The organism is Streptomyces cellostaticus, from assembly GCF_023630175.1.
Lineage (GTDB): Bacteria > Actinomycetota > Actinomycetes > Streptomycetales > Streptomycetaceae > Streptomyces > Streptomyces cellostaticus_A.
Genome location: NZ_JALLIN010000047.1, coordinates 41,959 through 58,873 on the forward strand (window position 1 = coordinate 41,959; position 16,915 = coordinate 58,873).

At 70.0% G+C, this 16,915-nt stretch carries 18 protein-coding genes, 1 tRNA gene and 1 other RNA gene; 17 read left to right on the forward strand and 3 right to left on the reverse strand.

From position 1 onward, the window contains the following. The first annotated feature begins 7 nt into the window (after window positions 1-7). Window positions 8-460 (forward strand): GntR family transcriptional regulator, encoded by a 453-nt coding sequence (locus MXD57_RS25735; protein WP_250404408.1) that lies wholly within the window; start codon window positions 8-10, stop codon window positions 458-460. Continuing rightward, window positions 457-1,359, forward strand: coding sequence for a phosphotransferase enzyme family protein (locus tag MXD57_RS25740; RefSeq protein ID WP_250404409.1), 903 nt, complete (start codon window positions 457-459; stop codon window positions 1,357-1,359). Before MXD57_RS25735 ends, MXD57_RS25740 begins: the two co-directional genes overlap by 4 nt. Here the strand turns inward: MXD57_RS25740 and MXD57_RS25745 are convergent. Next, window positions 1,356-2,738, reverse strand: a complete 1,383-nt coding sequence (locus MXD57_RS25745) for a hypothetical protein (RefSeq protein WP_250404410.1) — start codon at window positions 2,736-2,738, stop codon at window positions 1,356-1,358. The genes MXD57_RS25740 and MXD57_RS25745 overlap by 4 nt on opposite strands. Before the next feature lie 666 nt (window positions 2,739-3,404). Between MXD57_RS25745 and MXD57_RS25750 the strand changes: the two genes are divergently transcribed. From MXD57_RS25750 to MXD57_RS25800, 11 genes are all read left to right on the forward strand, one after another. Beyond that, window positions 3,405-3,695 (forward strand): hypothetical protein, encoded by a 291-nt coding sequence (locus tag MXD57_RS25750; RefSeq protein ID WP_250404429.1) that lies wholly within the window; start codon window positions 3,405-3,407, stop codon window positions 3,693-3,695. A gap of 8 nt (window positions 3,696-3,703) precedes the next feature. Then, a complete protein-coding gene (locus tag MXD57_RS25755) occupies window positions 3,704-4,339 on the forward strand; it encodes a GGDEF domain-containing protein (RefSeq protein ID WP_250404411.1) in 636 nt (211 codons plus the stop codon). Continuing rightward, window positions 4,339-5,460, forward strand: a complete 1,122-nt coding sequence (locus tag MXD57_RS25760) for a conjugal transfer protein (protein ID WP_250404412.1) — start codon at window positions 4,339-4,341, stop codon at window positions 5,458-5,460. Before MXD57_RS25755 ends, MXD57_RS25760 begins: the two co-directional genes overlap by 1 nt. Then, window positions 5,457-5,837: an RRQRL motif-containing zinc-binding protein gene (locus tag MXD57_RS25765; RefSeq protein ID WP_250404413.1), complete on the forward strand. Its 381-nt coding sequence runs from the start codon at window positions 5,457-5,459 to the stop codon at window positions 5,835-5,837. The genes MXD57_RS25760 and MXD57_RS25765 overlap by 4 nt, the downstream gene beginning before the upstream one ends. Before the next feature lie 110 nt (window positions 5,838-5,947). Then, window positions 5,948-8,119 (forward strand): cell division protein FtsK, encoded by a 2,172-nt coding sequence (locus tag MXD57_RS25770; protein WP_250404414.1) that lies wholly within the window; start codon window positions 5,948-5,950, stop codon window positions 8,117-8,119. 141 nt (window positions 8,120-8,260) lie between these two features. Then, window positions 8,261-8,509, forward strand: coding sequence for a hypothetical protein (locus MXD57_RS25775; protein ID WP_250404415.1), 249 nt, complete (start codon window positions 8,261-8,263; stop codon window positions 8,507-8,509). A 160-nt stretch (window positions 8,510-8,669) separates the two neighbouring features. Then, complete coding sequence (locus MXD57_RS25780; protein ID WP_250404416.1) at window positions 8,670-8,864, forward strand: hypothetical protein; 195 nt, start codon at window positions 8,670-8,672, stop codon at window positions 8,862-8,864. Window positions 8,865-8,878: 14 nt separating this feature from the next. Next, on the forward strand, window positions 8,879-9,340 hold the full coding sequence (locus MXD57_RS25785; RefSeq protein ID WP_250404417.1) for a hypothetical protein: 462 nt from the start codon (window positions 8,879-8,881) through the stop codon (window positions 9,338-9,340). 12 nt (window positions 9,341-9,352) lie between these two features. Next, the gene (locus MXD57_RS25790; RefSeq protein WP_250404418.1) at window positions 9,353-9,802 is read left to right on the forward strand and encodes a hypothetical protein; all 450 of its coding nucleotides are present in this window, start codon (window positions 9,353-9,355) and stop codon (window positions 9,800-9,802) included. Window positions 9,803-9,893: 91 nt separating this feature from the next. Further along, window positions 9,894-10,835 (forward strand): bifunctional DNA primase/polymerase, encoded by a 942-nt coding sequence (locus MXD57_RS25795; protein ID WP_250404419.1) that lies wholly within the window; start codon window positions 9,894-9,896, stop codon window positions 10,833-10,835. Between the two features lie 11 nt (window positions 10,836-10,846). After that, window positions 10,847-12,394, forward strand: a complete 1,548-nt coding sequence (locus tag MXD57_RS25800) for a YfjI family protein (RefSeq protein ID WP_250404430.1) — start codon at window positions 10,847-10,849, stop codon at window positions 12,392-12,394. Window positions 12,395-12,576: 182 nt separating this feature from the next. On the opposite strand, the gene MXD57_RS25805 is transcribed toward MXD57_RS25800, so the two are convergent. Further along, window positions 12,577-13,203, reverse strand: a complete 627-nt coding sequence (locus MXD57_RS25805) for a hypothetical protein (RefSeq protein WP_250404420.1) — start codon at window positions 13,201-13,203, stop codon at window positions 12,577-12,579. A 442-nt stretch (window positions 13,204-13,645) separates the two neighbouring features. Between MXD57_RS25805 and MXD57_RS25810 the strand changes: the two genes are divergently transcribed. Together MXD57_RS25810 and MXD57_RS25815 are read left to right on the forward strand one after the other, a co-directional pair. Next, window positions 13,646-13,873, forward strand: coding sequence for an excisionase family DNA-binding protein (locus MXD57_RS25810; RefSeq protein ID WP_250404421.1), 228 nt, complete (start codon window positions 13,646-13,648; stop codon window positions 13,871-13,873). Window positions 13,874-13,956: 83 nt separating this feature from the next. Further along, window positions 13,957-15,240 carry a tyrosine-type recombinase/integrase gene (locus MXD57_RS25815; protein WP_250404422.1) on the forward strand — a complete coding sequence of 428 codons (1,284 nt, stop codon included), beginning with the start codon at window positions 13,957-13,959 and terminating at the stop codon, window positions 15,238-15,240. Between the two features lie 62 nt (window positions 15,241-15,302). Here the strand turns inward: MXD57_RS25815 and MXD57_RS25820 are convergent. Beyond that, window positions 15,303-15,390 (reverse strand) — tRNA-Ser (locus tag MXD57_RS25820). A gap of 72 nt (window positions 15,391-15,462) precedes the next feature. Between MXD57_RS25820 and ffs the strand changes: the two genes are divergently transcribed. Beyond that, window positions 15,463-15,561, forward strand: an RNA gene (gene ffs / locus MXD57_RS25825) — signal recognition particle sRNA small type. Window positions 15,562-15,637: 76 nt separating this feature from the next. Then, a partial coding sequence (locus MXD57_RS25830; protein ID WP_250404423.1) for a DNA polymerase III subunit gamma and tau occupies window positions 15,638-16,915 on the forward strand: 1,278 nt, incomplete at its 3' end.

The window sequence follows — 16,915 nt, forward strand, 5'->3', positions numbered from 1 at the left end:
GACGGACGTGCCGCAGGCCAGTCCGCGAGGTACGTACTTGCAGGTCGCTGAAGCACTGCGCCAGAAGATTGAGGCACGTGAGATTGCAGAGGGTCTGCCCTCGCAGGCGGCGCTGATGCGCGCGTACGGCGTCAGCCGCAGCACCATCGAGCGGGCGCTCGCCGCACTCAAGGCTGAGGGCGTGATCGAATCGGTGCAGGGTGCCGGGTGGTTCGTGGCGGGGACCGGTGACCGCCGGCCGTTGGTCGAGCGGGTGACCGATCTGTTGCGCGGCGAGGGCGTGAAGGTCGGCGACCGCTTCCCCACCGAGAAAGAGCTGTGCGAGCGGTTCGGCGCGTCTCGGACCGCCGTGCGTTCCGCCATTGCGCAGATGGAAGGGCAAGGGCTGATTGGCAAGGGGGCAGGGCGAGGCCGGGAAGTCCTCACCCTGCCGGTCGGACGGGAGACGCAGAGGGCATGACGACGACGGAATGCACCGAGTTCGACGCGGACGCGGCAGAAGCCATCCTGCGACGGGCGTGCGCGGCCGCCGGCGTCGACCCGGACGGCATCGAGACCCTGCGGCTGGGGGACCATGCCGTGTTCCGTATCGATGGCGGCCGGGTCATCTCACGGGTGGGGCGGGGTGCCGACCGCCTTGCCTCGGTGCGGCGAGAAGTGGCCGTGGCCCGGTGGCTCGCGGACAAGGAGTATCCGGCCGCTCGTCTCGTCACGGACGCCGAACAGCCGATCGTGATCGAAGATCACCCCGTCACCTTCTGGGAAGGGCTCGCCGACGGCGACACGTACGCGAGTACGGCGGAAATGGGCGTGCTACTGCGGCGACTCCACGAACTGGAGTCGCCGCCTTTTTCGCTGCCGCGACTCCAGCCGTTCGAAAAGGTCGCAAGTCGCTTGGAGCGTGCCGCGATTCCGGAGAGTACCCGCGCATTCCTCCGTTCGATGGCAAGGGATTTGGAGGCAGAGTATGGACGCCTCAAATTCTCGCTTCCGTCGGGGCATCTGCACGGTGACTTCAACGTGGGTAACGTCCTGCGTGACGCGGCAGGTTATCCGCATGTGATTGACCTGGATGGATTCGCCACGGGCCCCCGCGAGTGGGACCTGACGCAAACAGCTATGTACTACGACAGCTTTGGTTGGCATACGGAAGCGGAGTATGCGGATTTCGTGGCCGGCTACGGTTTCGACGTGCGTGAGTGGGCCGGATACGCCGTACTGCGGAGTGTGCGAGAGCTTCTGATGGTCACATGGCTCTCGCAGAACGCGGGCGCGAACCCTCGGGCCGCTGACGAGGTTGAGAAGCGGGTGGCGACTCTCCGGTCAGGAGGATCACGCCGAGACTGGGCGCCCTTCTAGGGCGTCAACCCACATTGCTGCCACAGGCGGAAGGTGCGTGCTTCTTCCACGAAGGTACGGAATTCCACAGCACCTCGCATCGTGAGTGAAACGCGTTCGCGGAATTCCCGAACGTACTGAACGCAGCGCGCCGACTTCAACCCCTCGCCGAGTTGTAGCGCAGTCTTGGCGATTTCGCAGCCGCGCCCGATCTCACCTTGGTTGATATAGGCTTCAGCCTGCACCATCGTGGCAAAGAAGTCACTTCGGTTGTTCAGGCCGTCGCCGAAGATTGAACCCGCGCCCCGTTCTGCCGCTTCTGCGGACCGGCCCAAATCGCGGAAGCAATGGCCGATCTCGGCTGCAAGTTCCACTTCATCGAAATACGCGATGTACGGCGGATCGCTGTCCGGGGTCCGCTGACTGAGCTTGCGCTCTGCCTCTACCAAGGCGAGGTCGCATCCTCGTTCGTCACCGAGACGGGCCAAGGCCCGCGCCTCCATGGCGCGGAACTGTGCAGACATCGTGGGACCCAGCACGCCGGCCGGTCCTGTGTAGGCCGCCCGAGCAAGGGTGGCCGCGTCCTGATAGCGCCCGAGGAACGTGGCCTGGTGGCTCATCGCGGAAAGGATGCTGCCGCCAAGAAGCCGGTCCCCTGCCGCTTGCGTCATGCGCAGTGCCTGGATGAAGTACCGCTGAGCGATGCCGTGAAGGCCGCTGTCGTACGACATCCACCCGGCGAGCAAGAGCGCTTCCGCCACGGCCGAGTAGAGCTGTTTGCCCACGGCGTCGGAGTACTTCCCGTCCAGCATCGGCCGGACGTCCGTGTGCAGGTACTGGATTAGCGCGCGTCGGGCGTGGCCACCGCCGAACTTGCCATCGAGCATGCTGAACGCGTCAGCGGTGGAACGAATCATCTCCACGTCCACCGTGCCGATCGCACGGTTGCCCGCGCGCGTCAGCTCCCCGTCCGGCGGGGCGACGATCCAGCGCAGTGAAGCCGTGTTCCAGGCGGCTGAATCCGGCTGCGCCCTGACCAGTACCTCAGCCTCAGCAAGGTCGGCACGCCAGAGGTCCGCGACGGTATTGGCCGTCACCTCGGGCCTGTCCGCGAACTCAAGCCCGAGGTCAGGCTGTACGGAGGACACGGCCGCATCACCCATGCCGATGTCGTCCAGGGTGAGCCGGCGCCCCACCTTCTGCCCGATGGCATCCGCGATGAACTGCGGCATGTTGCCGCGCGGGATCGCCCCCTTGAGCCACCGCGAGACGTACGTGTGATCGCAGGTGATGTCTTCGCCTGACCGAGCGGCAGCGGCGACCACCACGCGAGCAAGGGACTTGTGCGAGAAGTCGCCTTCCTGCATGAGCGCGGCCAGTCTGGCGTTCCGATCTGCCATGGGACCCCCAGAGTGCGGCCGTAGTACCAGCTTGACTCATCGTCACTCTACGCAGGTCAGGCCCGGGGTGCAGAGGGTTCGCACCTAGGAGTGCACGAGTGCACCCCCAAGTACTCGCTCCCGAACCGGGCGCCGGATGGCGACAGTTGAATCACCACCGCACGGGACAGGTCGGCGGTTCCGAGCCGAAAGCGACGGGTTGACGGCGCGGAATCCTTCTGCCAATGTGAGTGGTAGGTAATACACACCACGCAGTAGGTGTGTGGCGCCGAAGCACGACCAATGGGGGCCGCGCCCACCGGACGCGGTCTCAAGGGGCCCGGGACAGAGCGGGCCGAGGGCGCACCCGACCCTTTGCACTCGGGAGGGCTTAGACCGAAAGGTCACGTCTCCATACGCCTGAAACGGGAGCACGCTCCCGAAGGAGGCACCTCGCCCCGGCATCACGCCGCGAGGGCGCCGGATCGAATCCGGCCCGGGGCACTTGGCTTGCCGCTACTCGCGGCGGCCACCAACACCGGTGCTGCGGCACTCCCGGACAAGGACAGCCCGCCGCTTCCGGTCTTCCTCTCCGTTCATCGCGGGGCGGTCGCACTCCCGGACAAGGACAGCCGACCGCCCCGCGCCCTTCCCGACGCTCCAGAAGAGGAGAGATCCACCATGCGCATGCGCACCTTTGTCGCTGGCCAAGAGGCCGTGAGCGAAACCGAGTTCGCGGAATTGGCGCTCGGCCTCGACGTCGACCTGTTCCGCGGGCCGCTGGAGCCGGAGACGGACTCCGAGCGCGCCGCCCGTGAGGACGCGGCCCGTGACGTGCTCGCCGACCTGCGGGAGCAGGGCGAGGCCGGTGACGAGATCGCCGCTTGGGACGCCCTGTACGCCGACGCGCTGACCCACACGGTGCCGTTCCTGCGCGCCGCCAGCGGCCACCGGCCGGGAACGGGGGAAGCGGCATGAACGACTTCATGACCGCGCTCGCCGCAGCGGCGCCGCTCGCCTCGGGGTGGGCCTGGCACGGTGTGGCGATGCGGCGCCGGCTGGCCGCCGCACGCAGGGACCCGCTGTCGGGTCTGCCGACGCGGGCCGCGTTCGAGCGGCGGGCGGAACGCGCGCTGGCCCGTGGCCCGCACGTCGTGATCGTGATGGACCTGGACGGGTTCAAGCACCTCAACGACGTGTTCGGGCACGCGGCTGGAGATGCGGCCATCCGCGCCACGGCCGCGAGCCTGACCGACGCGCTCAGCGACCGGCGCGGCAGCGTGGCCGCTCGGCTTGGCGGGGATGAGTTCACCGCCGTCGTGCCGCTTCCGGACCCCGCGCCGCTGCCGTGGCTGCTGGGTGGTCTGCACGGCGAGGTGACTGCCCCGTTCGCCTACCAGGGGATGACGCTCGCCGTCGGTGCCTCGATCGGCGCGTGCATGACCACTGACCTGCCGGCGCCCTCGCTGTCGCTGGCGCTGCGGCGAGCGGATGAGGCCATGTACGAGGCCAAGCGCAGCGGCGGCGGATGGCGCATCGCCGACGGCCCCGCGCTGACCCACACCACCACGGCGGGCCGCCGCACCGGGCGCCCCGGAACGGCTGGAAGGGAGGCCGCGTGATGACCGGACGCAAGCCGTTGACCAAGACGCAGAAAACGGTACTGACGGCCGCGTTCGTGCCCATGCTGCTGACCGGTGTGGCTGGCGGTGTCGGCACGTTCAGCAACATCGGCCACGCCTACGGCAAGGGCACCGCGCTGGGCGCGGTGGCGGCCGGTGAGGGCGCGACCGCCGTGCTCGGTCTGGTCCTGCTGGGACTGACGATGCTCGGGCAATCCTCCCCGTGGCCGATCCGGGTCGGGCTGTGGGCACTGCCGGCCGCCGCCTCGGTCATGGCCGCGATGGCGGGCCCCGACGCCGGCCGTACCGTCATCTACGCCGTGACCCCCATGGGCATGTGCGTGTCCGCCGAGGGCATGGCGTTCCTTGCGCGGCGCATCGTCGTCCACACCGATGGCCGCGACGCCGAGGCCGAACGCAAGGCCGCCGCCGTCGTCCAGGCCCTCGCCTACCACCGCGCCCGCGCCGCCAACCACCCCGACACGCGGGTACGGAAGCGGTCGGACCGCAAGTCGTGGCGGCTCGCGCGGAGGGTCGGCGTCGGTGACGTGGCGCTTGGATCGAGGCTGCTGGACGTGCAGCGCGATCGGGTCACGGACGGCGCGAACGCCGCCCTGTCCGCCATGTTCGGCGGGATCGCGAATGCGGAGGAATCCACCGAGACCATGAGGAATCGGTCTACGGCTGACCTGCCGGAATCGACCCCGGCACCCTCGGTAGTGCTGACTCGACTGCCGATCCCCGATCCGGTGCCGGTCGACTTCGCCAAGTCGACTCTCCCGCTCAAGCCCGCCCCGGCCATCGCCGCTCCGGCCGACCCGGTGAAGGTCGATCGGGCGCCGGTCGGGTCGAGCACGCCTCGGGCGGTGTCGGCCGACTCCCCTCGCCCCCGTCGGGCGACCGGCCGGGTTCCCGAGGTGGCCCGGTCGCCCCGACCGAAGCGCACGGCGGCGCAGTTGCTCGATGAGGCGCGCGCCGCAACCGCGGATTGGCCGGACGCGCAGATCACTGCCGAGGGCATCCGCCGAACGGTGCGCACCTCGCCGGCGAACGCCCGGATGCTGCGGGACACGCTCCTTGCCGAGCGTGCCGACGGTGGCGCCGGAGCGGTGGCCGCGTGACGCGGCTGACCCTCGCCGACTGCTTCGACCCGGACGGCGAGCGGTTCGGCATCCCCACCTATCAGTGGCGCTGCGCTCCCGAGGGCTTGGCCACCCGCCGCCAACTGCGCCGTCAGGGGCTACGGCCGGGCGGTGAGGACGTGGCGGCACAGATCCTCCGGCCGCGTCGCCGGCGCGAGCCGCTGACCGCCTACCTCTACCGGATCGACCGGGCGCTTCCCGTGCGACCGATGACGCCGGGCAGGTGGCGTGCGCACGCAGCGATGATGCGCGCCCGCCGCCGCTGTCCCGAGTGCGGCCAGGACGCCGGTTACGTCGTCCCCACCTCGCTCGGCATGTGCGTGACCTGCGCCTACCTCGAACAGCGCGCCGCTTGAGCCTCGCCGCTCTCCCGGCGCGCTCCCCGTTGAACCCGGCGAGGCCCGACCGCTCACCTTCCACAGCGTCGGCCGGACCCCGCCTTTCCTCCCACTGGAAGGGACCCTCAGTGAAGCATCCCGACGACGACGAACTGTTCAACAGGCTGGAAGCCGAGATGGCCGCCGAGGGCGGCGCCGATGTGGTCGACCTGGACAAGGCCCGCGCCGCCCGTGAGTCGACCCCGACCGGCCCGGAGGTGGACGACCCGACCGCCCCCGTCATGGTGGACCAGCCGACCCCGACCGCGACCGGTCCCGGCTACCTGGGTCGGCTCGCCGCCGCCCGGCGCCGCCCGGTCGTCCCGATCTGGCTGCGGTCTGTGGCTGAGCTGCGGACCGCGTCGGCGTGGGTGGCCCGCCACTACGCCCACACGATCGGCTACCACGCCCTGCGCGCCCCGGTGTATGCCGCCCGGCTCACCTTGCAGGCCCCGACCGGCGCGGCCCGGTTCGTCGGGGGCACGATGCGGTGGGTGGCCGACCGCGAGGGCGAACCGGTCCGCCTCGCCGCCGTGCGTCGCGAAGACGCTGCCGAATACCTCAAGCTCTCCCGGCAGCGTGACGGCCGGGTACGGCTGCGCACCCTCGTGACCGTGCTCGCGCTGTTCGTCGGCCTCGCCACGGCGCTCGCCATCTACGTGCTCGCCCCCGCCTGGCTGCAGGCGGTCTCGGTGAGCGCGGTCGTGCTCGCCCTCGGGGCCGCCGGCCGCAAGGCCGACGCCCCGGTCATCCACCGGGCGGTGGAACTGCCCAAGGCGACCAAGCTCACCTCGGACATCGTCCTGCGCGCGCTCGGTGCGCTCGGTATCTCCGCCATCAGCCAGGCGCAGGCCAAGGGACGGGACGGCTTCGAGTTCACCGCCCCGATCACCCGGGACGGCCCCGGCTGGCGGGCCGAGGGCAACCTGCCGTACGGCGTGACGGTGACGGACATCATCGAGCGCCGCGAACGGCTCGCCTCGGGTCTGCGCCGCCCGCTGGGCTGCGTGTGGCCCGAAGCGGTGCCAGACGAGCACACCGGGCACCTGGTGCTGTGGGTGGGCGATCAGGACATGAACAAGGCCAAGAAGCCCGTGTGGCCGCTGGCCAAGTCCGGGACGGTGGACCTGTTCAAGCCCGTCGCCTACGGCACCGACCAGCGCGGACGCTGGGTCGAGGTCACGCTCATGTACATCGCGGGCGTCATCGGCGCCATCCCGCGCATGGGCAAGACGTTCCTCCTGCGTCTGCTGCTGCTCATCGCCGCACTCGACCCGCGCGCGGAGCTGCACACCTACGACATGAAGGGCACCGGCGACCTGGACCCGGTCGGCAACGCCGTCTCCCACCGGCACGCCGCCGGCGACGACGACGAGTCGATCGCCTACGCGCTCGCCGACTTCCGCGCCCTGCGCGAGGAACTGCGCCGCCGCACGAAGGTGATCCGCTCCCTGCCCCGGGACATCTGCCCCGAGTCCAAGGTGACCAGCGCCCTCGCGGACAAGCGGTCGCTGGGGCTGCACCCGATCGTGGTCGGGGTCGACGAGTGCCAGGTGCTGTTCGAGCACCCCGACCACGGCAAGGAGTTCGAGGAGATCGCCACCGACCTGGTCAAGCGCGGACCGGCGACCGGCATCGTGGTCCTGCTGGCCACCCAGCGCCCGGACGCCAAGTCGCTGCCCACCGGCATCAGCGCGAACGCTTCCGCCCGGTGGTGCCTCAAGGTCATGGGCCAGACCGAGAACGACATGGTGCTGGGCACCTCGCAGTACAAGCGCGGGGTGCGCGCCACCATGTTCGCCTGGGGTGACAAGGGCATTCACTACTTCGTCGGCGAGGGCGCCGACGCCCGGATCGTCTCCTCCGTCTACGTCGACGCCCCCGGCGCCGAGGCGATCGCTGCGCGCGCCCGCAAGGCCCGCGAGAAGGCCGGACTCCTGTCCGGCTACGCGCTCGGTGAGGCCCCGGAGGACGTCACCGGCCCGTCGTATGACCTGCTGGCCGACATCCTCGCAGTGGTGCCGTCCGCCGAGGCCAAGGTGTGGTCGGAAACCGTCGTCGCCCGGCTCGCCGAGCTGCGCCCCGAGGTCTACGGCGGATGGGACCCCGACGCGGTGGCCGCCGCGCTGAAGCCGCACGGGATCAGCACGGTGCAGGTGGGCCGTCGGGTGGACGGCAAGGTCGTCAACCGGCGCGGCATCACCCGCGCCCACATCACGACTGCGATCGCGGAGCGTGACGGAAACCGGGATGCGGGCTGAGGCTCTGGGGCCGCTAACGATAGCGGCAAGCCCCGCTAACGTTAGCGGCCCCGCTAGCGCCCCAAACCTCACCTGATCAGGCCGCTAGCGGATAGCGGCCCACCTGCGGATACCCCTGGAAACCGCCCCGGAGGGCCCCTCATGACCCCCATCCTGCTCGCTATCGCCCTGCTGTTCAATGCCACTCTGTGTTACGTCGCGGTGTGCGCTGCCTCGCCGTTCGGTAACTGCCGCAAGTGCCATGGCTGGGGCTTCGAGATGAAGACCGACCGCAAGGGCCGCATGAAGCGCGGCAAGGATTGCCGCCGCTGCCGCGCGACCGGCAAGCGCATCCGCGTCGGCCGATGGCTCTACAACCGCTGGGCGCGCACCTACCGCGCCGGCGCCTGACGAGACAAGCGACCGGCGACCGCCCGTCATGAGACGGACCCCGCTCCGTGCAGGAGCTAGGTGGGCGCGGTCGCCGGTCGATGCGCCCCAAGCTTTGCCAGCACCAGGGGCCCGCTGAGCGTATCCATCTCCCATCCCGCCCGAAAGCGAGTTCTCTGCCGTGATCCTCAACATCTCCGCCGTGCTGCTCTTCGGCGCTGCGTCTGCCCTCGCCGTCAGGACCCGCTCGGCTGGCGGCGGCGCCGCCGTCGTGCTGTTCCTATTCGGCTTCTTCACCGCCGGGACCGGCGCCTACGAGCCCATCCACAACCTCGTGCAGGCAGGCGCCGAGGCCCTGTCCGCACTCGGCAACTGACGGGAGACGACGACGTGAACGAGCCCACCCGCTACCCGGCCGCGTACGACACGACGACCCTGGAAGTGCACCGCCCCGTCCCGCTCACGCCCTCGCACACGGCGCCGCTCGCGCCCGTACAGTCCGGTGGCGTCCCGTCCATGGCGAGCGTCGTCCTTCCAGACGGTCGTGTCGTCACCGGCTACGCCGTGAACCCCCTCCATCCGGCGCCGGTCGCGGCCAAGCCGCCCGTCTCCCGCGCGGCGGTCAACGTCGCCCTCGGGGGTGTCGGGTTCCTCGCCGTATCCGGTGGGCTGCTGCTGCTCACCACGTTCATCACGGCGCTGACCGCGCTGGTCACCCAGCTCGTCATCCTCGCCGCCGTCATCTTCGGCGGGCTCGTCGCGGTCCAGGTCTTCACCGGCAGCGGCCGGAGGGACGGGATCACGGTGAACATCCGCAAGGCCGTCATCAAGCGCAACCACTTCCACGGCTGACAGGAGCCCTAAGTGTTCGACATCCGGGTCATCTGCGACCCCGCCGACACCGACCACATCGTCACCGCCCTGAGCGGCGCGTTCAACGCCGGGCCCGTGAACGTTTACCCCGCCCGAGACGGCAGCAGGACGCGCCTGTACCTGCGCGCCGAGCACAAGCGCACTCCCGAGCGGAGCGTCATGGACTGGCCCAACGCCAGCCAGGCGTACGCCACCGCGCCCCACGCGGGCCGCGAGCTGGACTGGCTGGACGCCGCCGAGGAGCGAGGGCGTGAGTGGTGGCTGCGCCGGGCCGCCCTCGCCGACCGCATGGCCGCCGGGCTCGTCCCCGGCCGGACGGCCAGCACCGGCGACGCGTTCGACCTGGCCTGCCACCTGATGGCACTGGACGGGACTGACGAGGGCTGTAACCCGCGCGCCTACGTCCGTCAGCAGTACGCCCGCTGGGTCAACAACCGCTAGCTACGCCCGAGGGCGGCGGCACTCCCGGACAAGGACAGCCCGCCGCCCCCGGTCTCCCAATCCCGACGAAGCAGAACAGGAGACCTACAGCATGACACCTGCAAGTAAGACCCGGCGTCCCGGCGGCGGGAATCACCTGGACTACGGGAACGCCCTACGAACTGCGCTAGACCTCGCAGCGGCAGGCGTGCCCGTGCTGCCCCTGCGCGAGGGCAAGGTGCCGTTCGGGAACTGCCATGCATGTGCGGGCGGCACCTGTGGCGGACGGCCGAACATGAAGAGTGCCGGTCCGTGCCAGTGTCCAGCGCCCTGCCACGCCTGGGCCGCCGCCACGACCGACGCGAAGGTGATCAGCTCCCCCGCATGGGCGTCGGCATGGCGTGTGGCCGTCTGCGTCGGCTACCACCCCGGCGGCGCAGGGGTGACCGTGGTGGACCTCGACAACGCGGCGGCCGTGAACTGGGCGCGTGAGACGCTGCCTGCCACCCGGACAGTGCCGACGACCCGGGGCGAACACCGGATCTACCGGGGCGTCATGGACTCGCACAACGCCGTTCGGCCCGGCGTAGACATCAAGTCGCGCATGGCCTACGCCCGTTGGCTGGGGCCGGGGACGGGAATCATGGCCCGGATGTCGACGTCCGTCGTCGCCCTGTTCACGAAGGAAGAGACCACCCCCGCCCCCGGGGAAGTGGTCTCTTCCCTCTCCGCGCGCGCCACCTGGGACCGGACGGTTGCCACCGGATGCCGCCACACCGAGCGCTACGTCCGCACCGGCCTGGATCGCGGCCTCGGCAAGGTGCGCTCCCGACTCGAATCGGGCGCCGGATCACAGGCGTTCGGGGTTGCCCGGTTCGCCGCGGCTCAGCACGTGAACTGCCCCGGGCCGTGCGGACTGGAAGCCCTCGGGGAAGAGATCGTGGCCGCCGCCGTCTCCGTCGGAGTCCCCGAGGCGTACGCGCGCCGCGCGGTCGCCAATGGCCTTGACGTCGCCTTGGAGCGATCAGCAGTCGAAGGGAGGGCAGTCGGATGACCACACAGCCTGTGGACAGCCCCGATCTGTGGGCTGGGCTGCCGACCCTAGAAGCCCCGCCCGTCGGGGGTGAGACGGTGCCGGACGTGTGGGAAGACCCCATCCCCCTCACCGGTCGGCGCGAGCGTCCGCCGTTCCCCGTCCGCGTCCTTCCCGCTTGGCTGCATGACTTCGTGGCGGCCGTCGCCGAGGAAACGCAGACCCCGGTGGACCTCGCCGGATCAATCGCCCTCGCCGTGCTCGCCACGGCCGCGGGCGGCCGGTCCGTCGTCCATGTGCGCGGCAACTGGCGTGAGCCCACCAACCTGTACACCGTGGTGGCGCTCCCGCCGGCCAATCGCAAGTCCGCTGTCTTCGCCCTGCTGACGGACCCGCTGTACGAAGCGGAAAAGCAGCTCAAGGCCGCGATGAAGCCGGTCATCGTCGAGGCTGAGCTGACCGCTCGTCTCGCGAAGGAAGCGGCCGACAAAGCCGCCGCCAAGGCCGCGTCCGCCGACGGGTCCAAACGTGACGAGATGGTGGCCACCGCCGTCGGTCTCGCGCAGACCGCCGACACGCTCACCGTCCCGGCCGAACCGGTCCTGTTGGCGGACGACTCCACGCCGGAGACGGTCACCTCACTCATGGCGGAACAGGGCGGCCGACTGTCGGTGATGAGCGCCGAGGGAGGCATCTTCGACATCATCGCCGGCCGCTACTCCGGCGCCCCGAACATGGATGTGTTCCTCAAGGGGCACGCCGGAGACCGGCTGAGGGTCAACCGACAGACCCGCCGCGAGTACATCGACACTCCGGCCCTGACTATCGGCCTCGCCGTCCAGCCGGACGTGTTGCGGGACATCGGCAAGGTGAAGGGATTCGACGGGCGCGGACTGCTGGCCCGCTTCCTGTACTCCCTGCCCGCCTCCACGGTCGGTGAGCGGAAGGTCATCACCGACCCGGTCCCGGAGCAGACGGCCGCTACCTACACCGCGAATGTCCTCAGCCTTACCCTGGCGTTCGCGGAGTGGACCGACCCGGCCGTCATCCAGCTCAGCCCCGAGGCGGACGCGGCACTCATCGCATACCAAGAGCACGTCGAGCCTCAGCTCAAAGCGCGGGGCGGCAAGCTTGGTCACATCTCGAACTGGGCCGGAAAGCTCGCCGGAGCGACCGCCCGCATGGCCGCGCTCCTGCACCTCGCGGAGCATCTGGGCAACGGCTACGCCCACCCGGTCTCTGAGGCCACCATGCGCGCGGCTATCGAGCTGGGGGAGTACTACACCGCCCATGCCCTCGCCGTGTTCGATGTCATGGGCGCTGATCCCGTCCTGTCCCGTGCCCGTAGCGTCCTGGAAGCGCTCAGGGACAACGGATGGGACGACGTGAGCCGACGCGACCTGTTCACGGTCCTCTCGCGCGCCGAGGTCCCCACCATCGCGGACCTCGAACCGGCCCTCGCCCTGCTGGAAGACCACGGATACCTGCGGACCTATCAGCCGGACCGCACGGGCAAGCGCGGCAGGCCGCCAGCGCCGCGGCTGCAGGTACACCCAACCCTGCGGCACGGCGGCCGGTGAGCCGGTCCCCGTCTGCGTCCCGCTCGCACAAACCGCGAAATCGCAATAAGCCCCACTAGAGCTGCTGACCAGCGGCGGGACCTCACGGTGCAGTCCGACGAGGCCCCGTCGCACTATCCCGCGTTATTCCGCACAAACCCGCGCCCGGGGCGGCGGGCCCCTCACGCCTGACTACCGAGACGCTACTCCGCTCGCCTACGACGCCACAGGACCCACCGGGGGACTGAGGGGGCGGGGGGGTTCAGAACAGGGCTCAGAGCCGCGTGAAAGCTCTCCAGGGCCTGGGCCATCCGGTCATCGTTTCCGGGCTCCTCTGTGGCTGCTTTGAACACCGCGTCGGCCCCTGCGGCAAGCCCCGGCTCCCTGTGCCTCATGAGGGGTGCGGCAGCTGTCCCGAGCCGGCTCAGGGGGGTTTCCAGTCGTGCCGCTGATGCCGCGGTGTCCTGCTCCCAACGGTCCACGGCCCGCCACATTTCCCTGAAAAGGGCGGGAAGGCCCGAAGTCGCCCCGCCACGCCCGCCGAGGGCGGCTGACGCTCCCCTGCTCAGCGCACTCACGAAGAGGCGGGCCTTGGCGCCCTGGCCCGCGAAGAGCTGATCGTGCATGTTCCCTGCGACCTTGAGCTCGAGCACTGCCTTCACCAGCTCATTGGCCTGTGCCTCGAGGGCGGCGCGGTCGGCTGCGGCGTCCTTGCGCTCCTCCGCCTTCCGGGTGCGACGGCCGTTCTCCCAGCCGCCGATAAACACCAAGGCGACGGCACCGGCGGCCGTGACCACCTTGTCGAGTACTTCGCTGTCTACATGGATCACGCCCAACACGACACGACCGCGTCCTTAGAGGTTCCCGCCCGACCGGTCTTGTCCTTTCCACCGCCAGAGCGAGCTAAGAGGTGACGGAAAAGAGGTGATTTTCATGGTGGAGTGCGGAGCGTGCCACCACCCCGGCGCGCACGCGGTTGTCGTGTCGGCGGAGGGATGGCCCAAGCGCTGCGACGACTGCGCGCGTCGCACGGCGAAGGCCCGAGCCGAACAGGAGCAGCGGGGCGAGTAGCCGTACCCGGTGGGGCCGGTGGCTGATGACCACCGGCCCCACTACTTTTTCGCGGAGTTTCGTGGGTTTCTGCGAGCCCTGCCCCCTGGCCGCCCACACGCCGCATCACCGCAGCTCAGCCGCAGTCACTGGGCTTTCTGCGGATAACGCGGTTTGTGCGGCGGCATCCCCCCACGAACGCAGCACAAGAAGGAGTGAGCCTTGAGCGAGTACGGCACCCTCGCGGCGCCCACCGATGACGACCCGACGCTGGTTCTCCTCACGGTCGAAGAAGCCGCCCGCCGCCTCCGCATCGGGCGGACCACGTGTTACCAGCTCATCCGCTCCGGAGAGCTGGAGTCCATCCCTGTCGGCCGCCTCCGCCGCGTCCCCGCCGACGCGCCGGCCGCGTACGTCGCTCGCCGACGCGCAGCGCAGCGAGCCGCTTGACCACACCCGGGGCGGTGGCACTCCCGGACAGGACAGCCCGTCGCCCCGGCTCCATCCCGACAGCAAGAGACAGGAGCCTGCCTGTGGCAGAAAAGAAGAAGCGCACCCGTCGCGCCAACGGCGAGTCGGCGATCTACCTAGGGAAGGACGGCCGCTGGCACGCGCGCGTGCCGATGGGCTACAAGGACGACGGGACGCCGTACCGCCGGCACCTCACACGCCCCACGCGAAAGGACCTGGTCGAGGAAGTCAGGCGGCTGGAGAAGCAGCGCGACGAGGGTTCGGCGCGACAGCCCGGCAAGCCGTGGACGGTCGAGAAGTGGCTGTTGCACTGGGTCGAGAACATCGCCAAGCCTGTCGTGAGCGAGAACACATACGACGGCTACGAGGTGGCGGTGCGCGTCCACCTGGTCCCCGGCGTTGGCAAGCACCGTATCGACCGCTTGGAGCCCGAGCACCTGGAAAGCCTGTACCGCCGTATGCAGAAGAACGGGAGTAAGCCCGGCACAGCTCACCAGGCTCACCGCACCATCCGTACCGCCCTCGGAGAGGCGGTACGACGCGGCCACGCTGCCAAGAACGCCGCTGCGCTGGCCAAGCCACCCCGGATCGAAGAAGAGGAAGCAGAGGTTGAGCCCTACTCCCTCGAAGAAGTTCAGCGCCTGCTGATCGAGGTCAACAAACGCCGGAACAGTGCCCGCTGGATGCTCGCGCTCGCGCTCGGGCTGCGGCAGGGCGAGACGCTCGGGCTCCGCTGGTCTGATGTCGACCTGGACAACGAGTACCTCAAGCTGCGCCGGAACCGTCTGCGTCCGAAGTACCAGCACGGATGCCCGGAGTCCTCGCCCTGCGGTCGGGTAGCGGCCGGGTATTGCCCGGACCGTGTGCAGGTGCGGCGTGAGACCAAGAACACGAAGTCCCGGGCGGGCCGCCGGGCGGTGCCGCTCCCGGGGCCGCTGGTCGCCATGCTCCGGCAGCACGCCGATGCGCAAGAGCGCGAGCGCAAGGCCGCCGGCGTTCTGTGGGGCGAGTCGGACTACGTGTTCACCAAGCCGCTCGGGGGTCCGCTGAGCCCCAATACGGACTACCACGACTGGAAGCGACTGCTCGAAGACGCGGGCGTGCGAGACGCCCGTCTTCATGACGCTCGGCACACCGCCGCCACCGTGCTCATGCTGCTCGGAGTCCCAGACCGGGTCATCGATCAGATCATGGGCTGGGAGCCGGGAACGTCCGCGCGCATGCGAGCGCGGTACCTCCATGTGCCGGACGCCATGCTCAAGGACGTGGCCCGGAAGATCGCCGAAGCCATCTGGGGACTCCCCGAGACACCCTCTGTGGACAAAAACCAGGACAACGAGGTTTGAGGACAACGTCGAAGGGCCCCACCTCGTGGTGGGGCCCTTCGACATCGTGCCCGGTGAGGCACTGGCGGAGGATACGAGATTCGAACTCGTGAGGGGTTGCCCCCAACACGCTTTCCAAGCGTGCGCCCTAGGCCTCTAGGCGAATCCTCCGCCGGAAACATTACATGACCGAGGGGAGTGCTCGCGAACTCGTTCTCGCAGGCCGCCATCGGGTACTGTTGGCGCAGCCCCTCACGCGGCGCTATCTGACTGAACTCCCCCAGGGCCGGAAGGCAGCAAGGGTAGGTCGGCTCTGGCGGGTGCGTGGGGGGCGCTTGCGTTCGCGGGGGCGTGCCGGGCCCGGGCCGGGAGCCTCGGGCGAGGTGGGTTGTCACCGGGCGCCTATAACCTCGTATGCGTGTCGTCTCTCGCGCTGTACCGCCGCTATCGCCCGGAGACCTTTGGCGAGGTCATCGGGCAGGAGCATGTCACCGACCCGCTGCAGCAGGCGCTGCGGAACAACCGGGTCAATCACGCGTACCTGTTCAGCGGGCCGCGTGGCTGCGGGAAGACGACCAGTGCGCGCATCCTGGCCCGCTGCCTGAACTGCGAGCAGGGCCCCACCCCGACGCCCTGCGGTGAGTGCCGGTCGTGCCAGGACCTGGCCAGGAACGGGCCGGGGTCGATCGACGTCATCGAGATCGACGCGGCCTCGCACGGTGGCGTGGACGACGCCCGCGAGCTGCGGGAGAAGGCCTTCTTCGGGCCCGCGAGCAGCCGGTACAAGATCTACATCATCGACGAGGCCCACATGGTCACGTCGGCGGGCTTCAACGCGCTGCTGAAGGTCGTCGAGGAGCCCCCGGAGCACCTCAAGTTCATCTTCGCCACGACCGAGCCCGAGAAGGTCATCGGGACCATCCGGTCGCGGACCCACCACTACCCCTTCCGGCTCGTCCCGCCGGGCACCCTGCGGGACTACCTGGGCGAGGTGTGCGGACGGGAGGACATCCCGGTCGAGGAGGGCGTGCTGCCGCTCGTCGTCCGGGCCGGTGCCGGATCCGTGCGGGACTCGATGTCCGTCATGGACCAGCTCCTCGCGGGCGCCGCGGAGGAGGGTGTGACGTATGCCATGGCCACCTCCCTGCTCGGGTACACCGACGGGTCGCTGCTCGACTCCGTCGTCGAGGCCTTCGCCACCGGCGACGGGGCCGCCGCCTTCGAGGTCGTCGACCGGATCATCGAGGGCGGCAACGACCCGCGCCGGTTCGTCGCCGACCTGCTGGAGCGGTTGCGGGACCTGGTGATCCTGGCCGCGGTTCCGGACGCCGTGGAGAAGGGGCTCATCGACGCCCCCGCCGATGTGCTGGAGCGCATGCAGGCGCAGGCCTCCACCTTCGGCGCCGCCGAGCTGAGCCGCGCCGCCGACCTCGTCAACGACGGCCTCAACGAGATGCGCGGCGCCAGTTCCCCGCGCCTCCAGCTCGAACTGATCTGTGCCCGGGTGCTGCTCCCCGCCGCCTACGGCGACGAGCGGTCCCTCCTTGCCCGCCTCGACCGGCTGGAGCGCGGCGTCGGCGTCCCCGCCGGCGGCGGTGCGCCCGCCATGGGGTACGTCCCCGGTCCCGACGCCCACGCGGGTACGGCACCCGGCGGTGCGCCGGTGCCGCCCGGCGGCGGTCCCGCCGCGGCCCGC

Bases quoted from the DNA above. Each gene is read 5' to 3' on its own strand.
- MXD57_RS25740 (WP_250404409.1), top strand. From the start codon at position 457: ATGACGACGACGGAATGCACCGAGTTCGACGCGGACGCGGCAGAAGCC.
- MXD57_RS25745 (WP_250404410.1), bottom strand. From the start codon at position 2,738: ATGGCAGATCGGAACGCCAGACTGGCCGCGCTCATGCAGGAAGGCGAC.
- MXD57_RS25750 (WP_250404429.1), top strand. From the start codon at position 3,405: ATGCGCACCTTTGTCGCTGGCCAAGAGGCCGTGAGCGAAACCGAGTTC.
- MXD57_RS25755 (WP_250404411.1), top strand. From the start codon at position 3,704: ATGACCGCGCTCGCCGCAGCGGCGCCGCTCGCCTCGGGGTGGGCCTGG.
- MXD57_RS25760 (WP_250404412.1), top strand. From the start codon at position 4,339: ATGACCGGACGCAAGCCGTTGACCAAGACGCAGAAAACGGTACTGACG.
- MXD57_RS25775 (WP_250404415.1), top strand. From the start codon at position 8,261: ATGACCCCCATCCTGCTCGCTATCGCCCTGCTGTTCAATGCCACTCTG.
- MXD57_RS25795 (WP_250404419.1), top strand. From the start codon at position 9,894: ATGACACCTGCAAGTAAGACCCGGCGTCCCGGCGGCGGGAATCACCTG.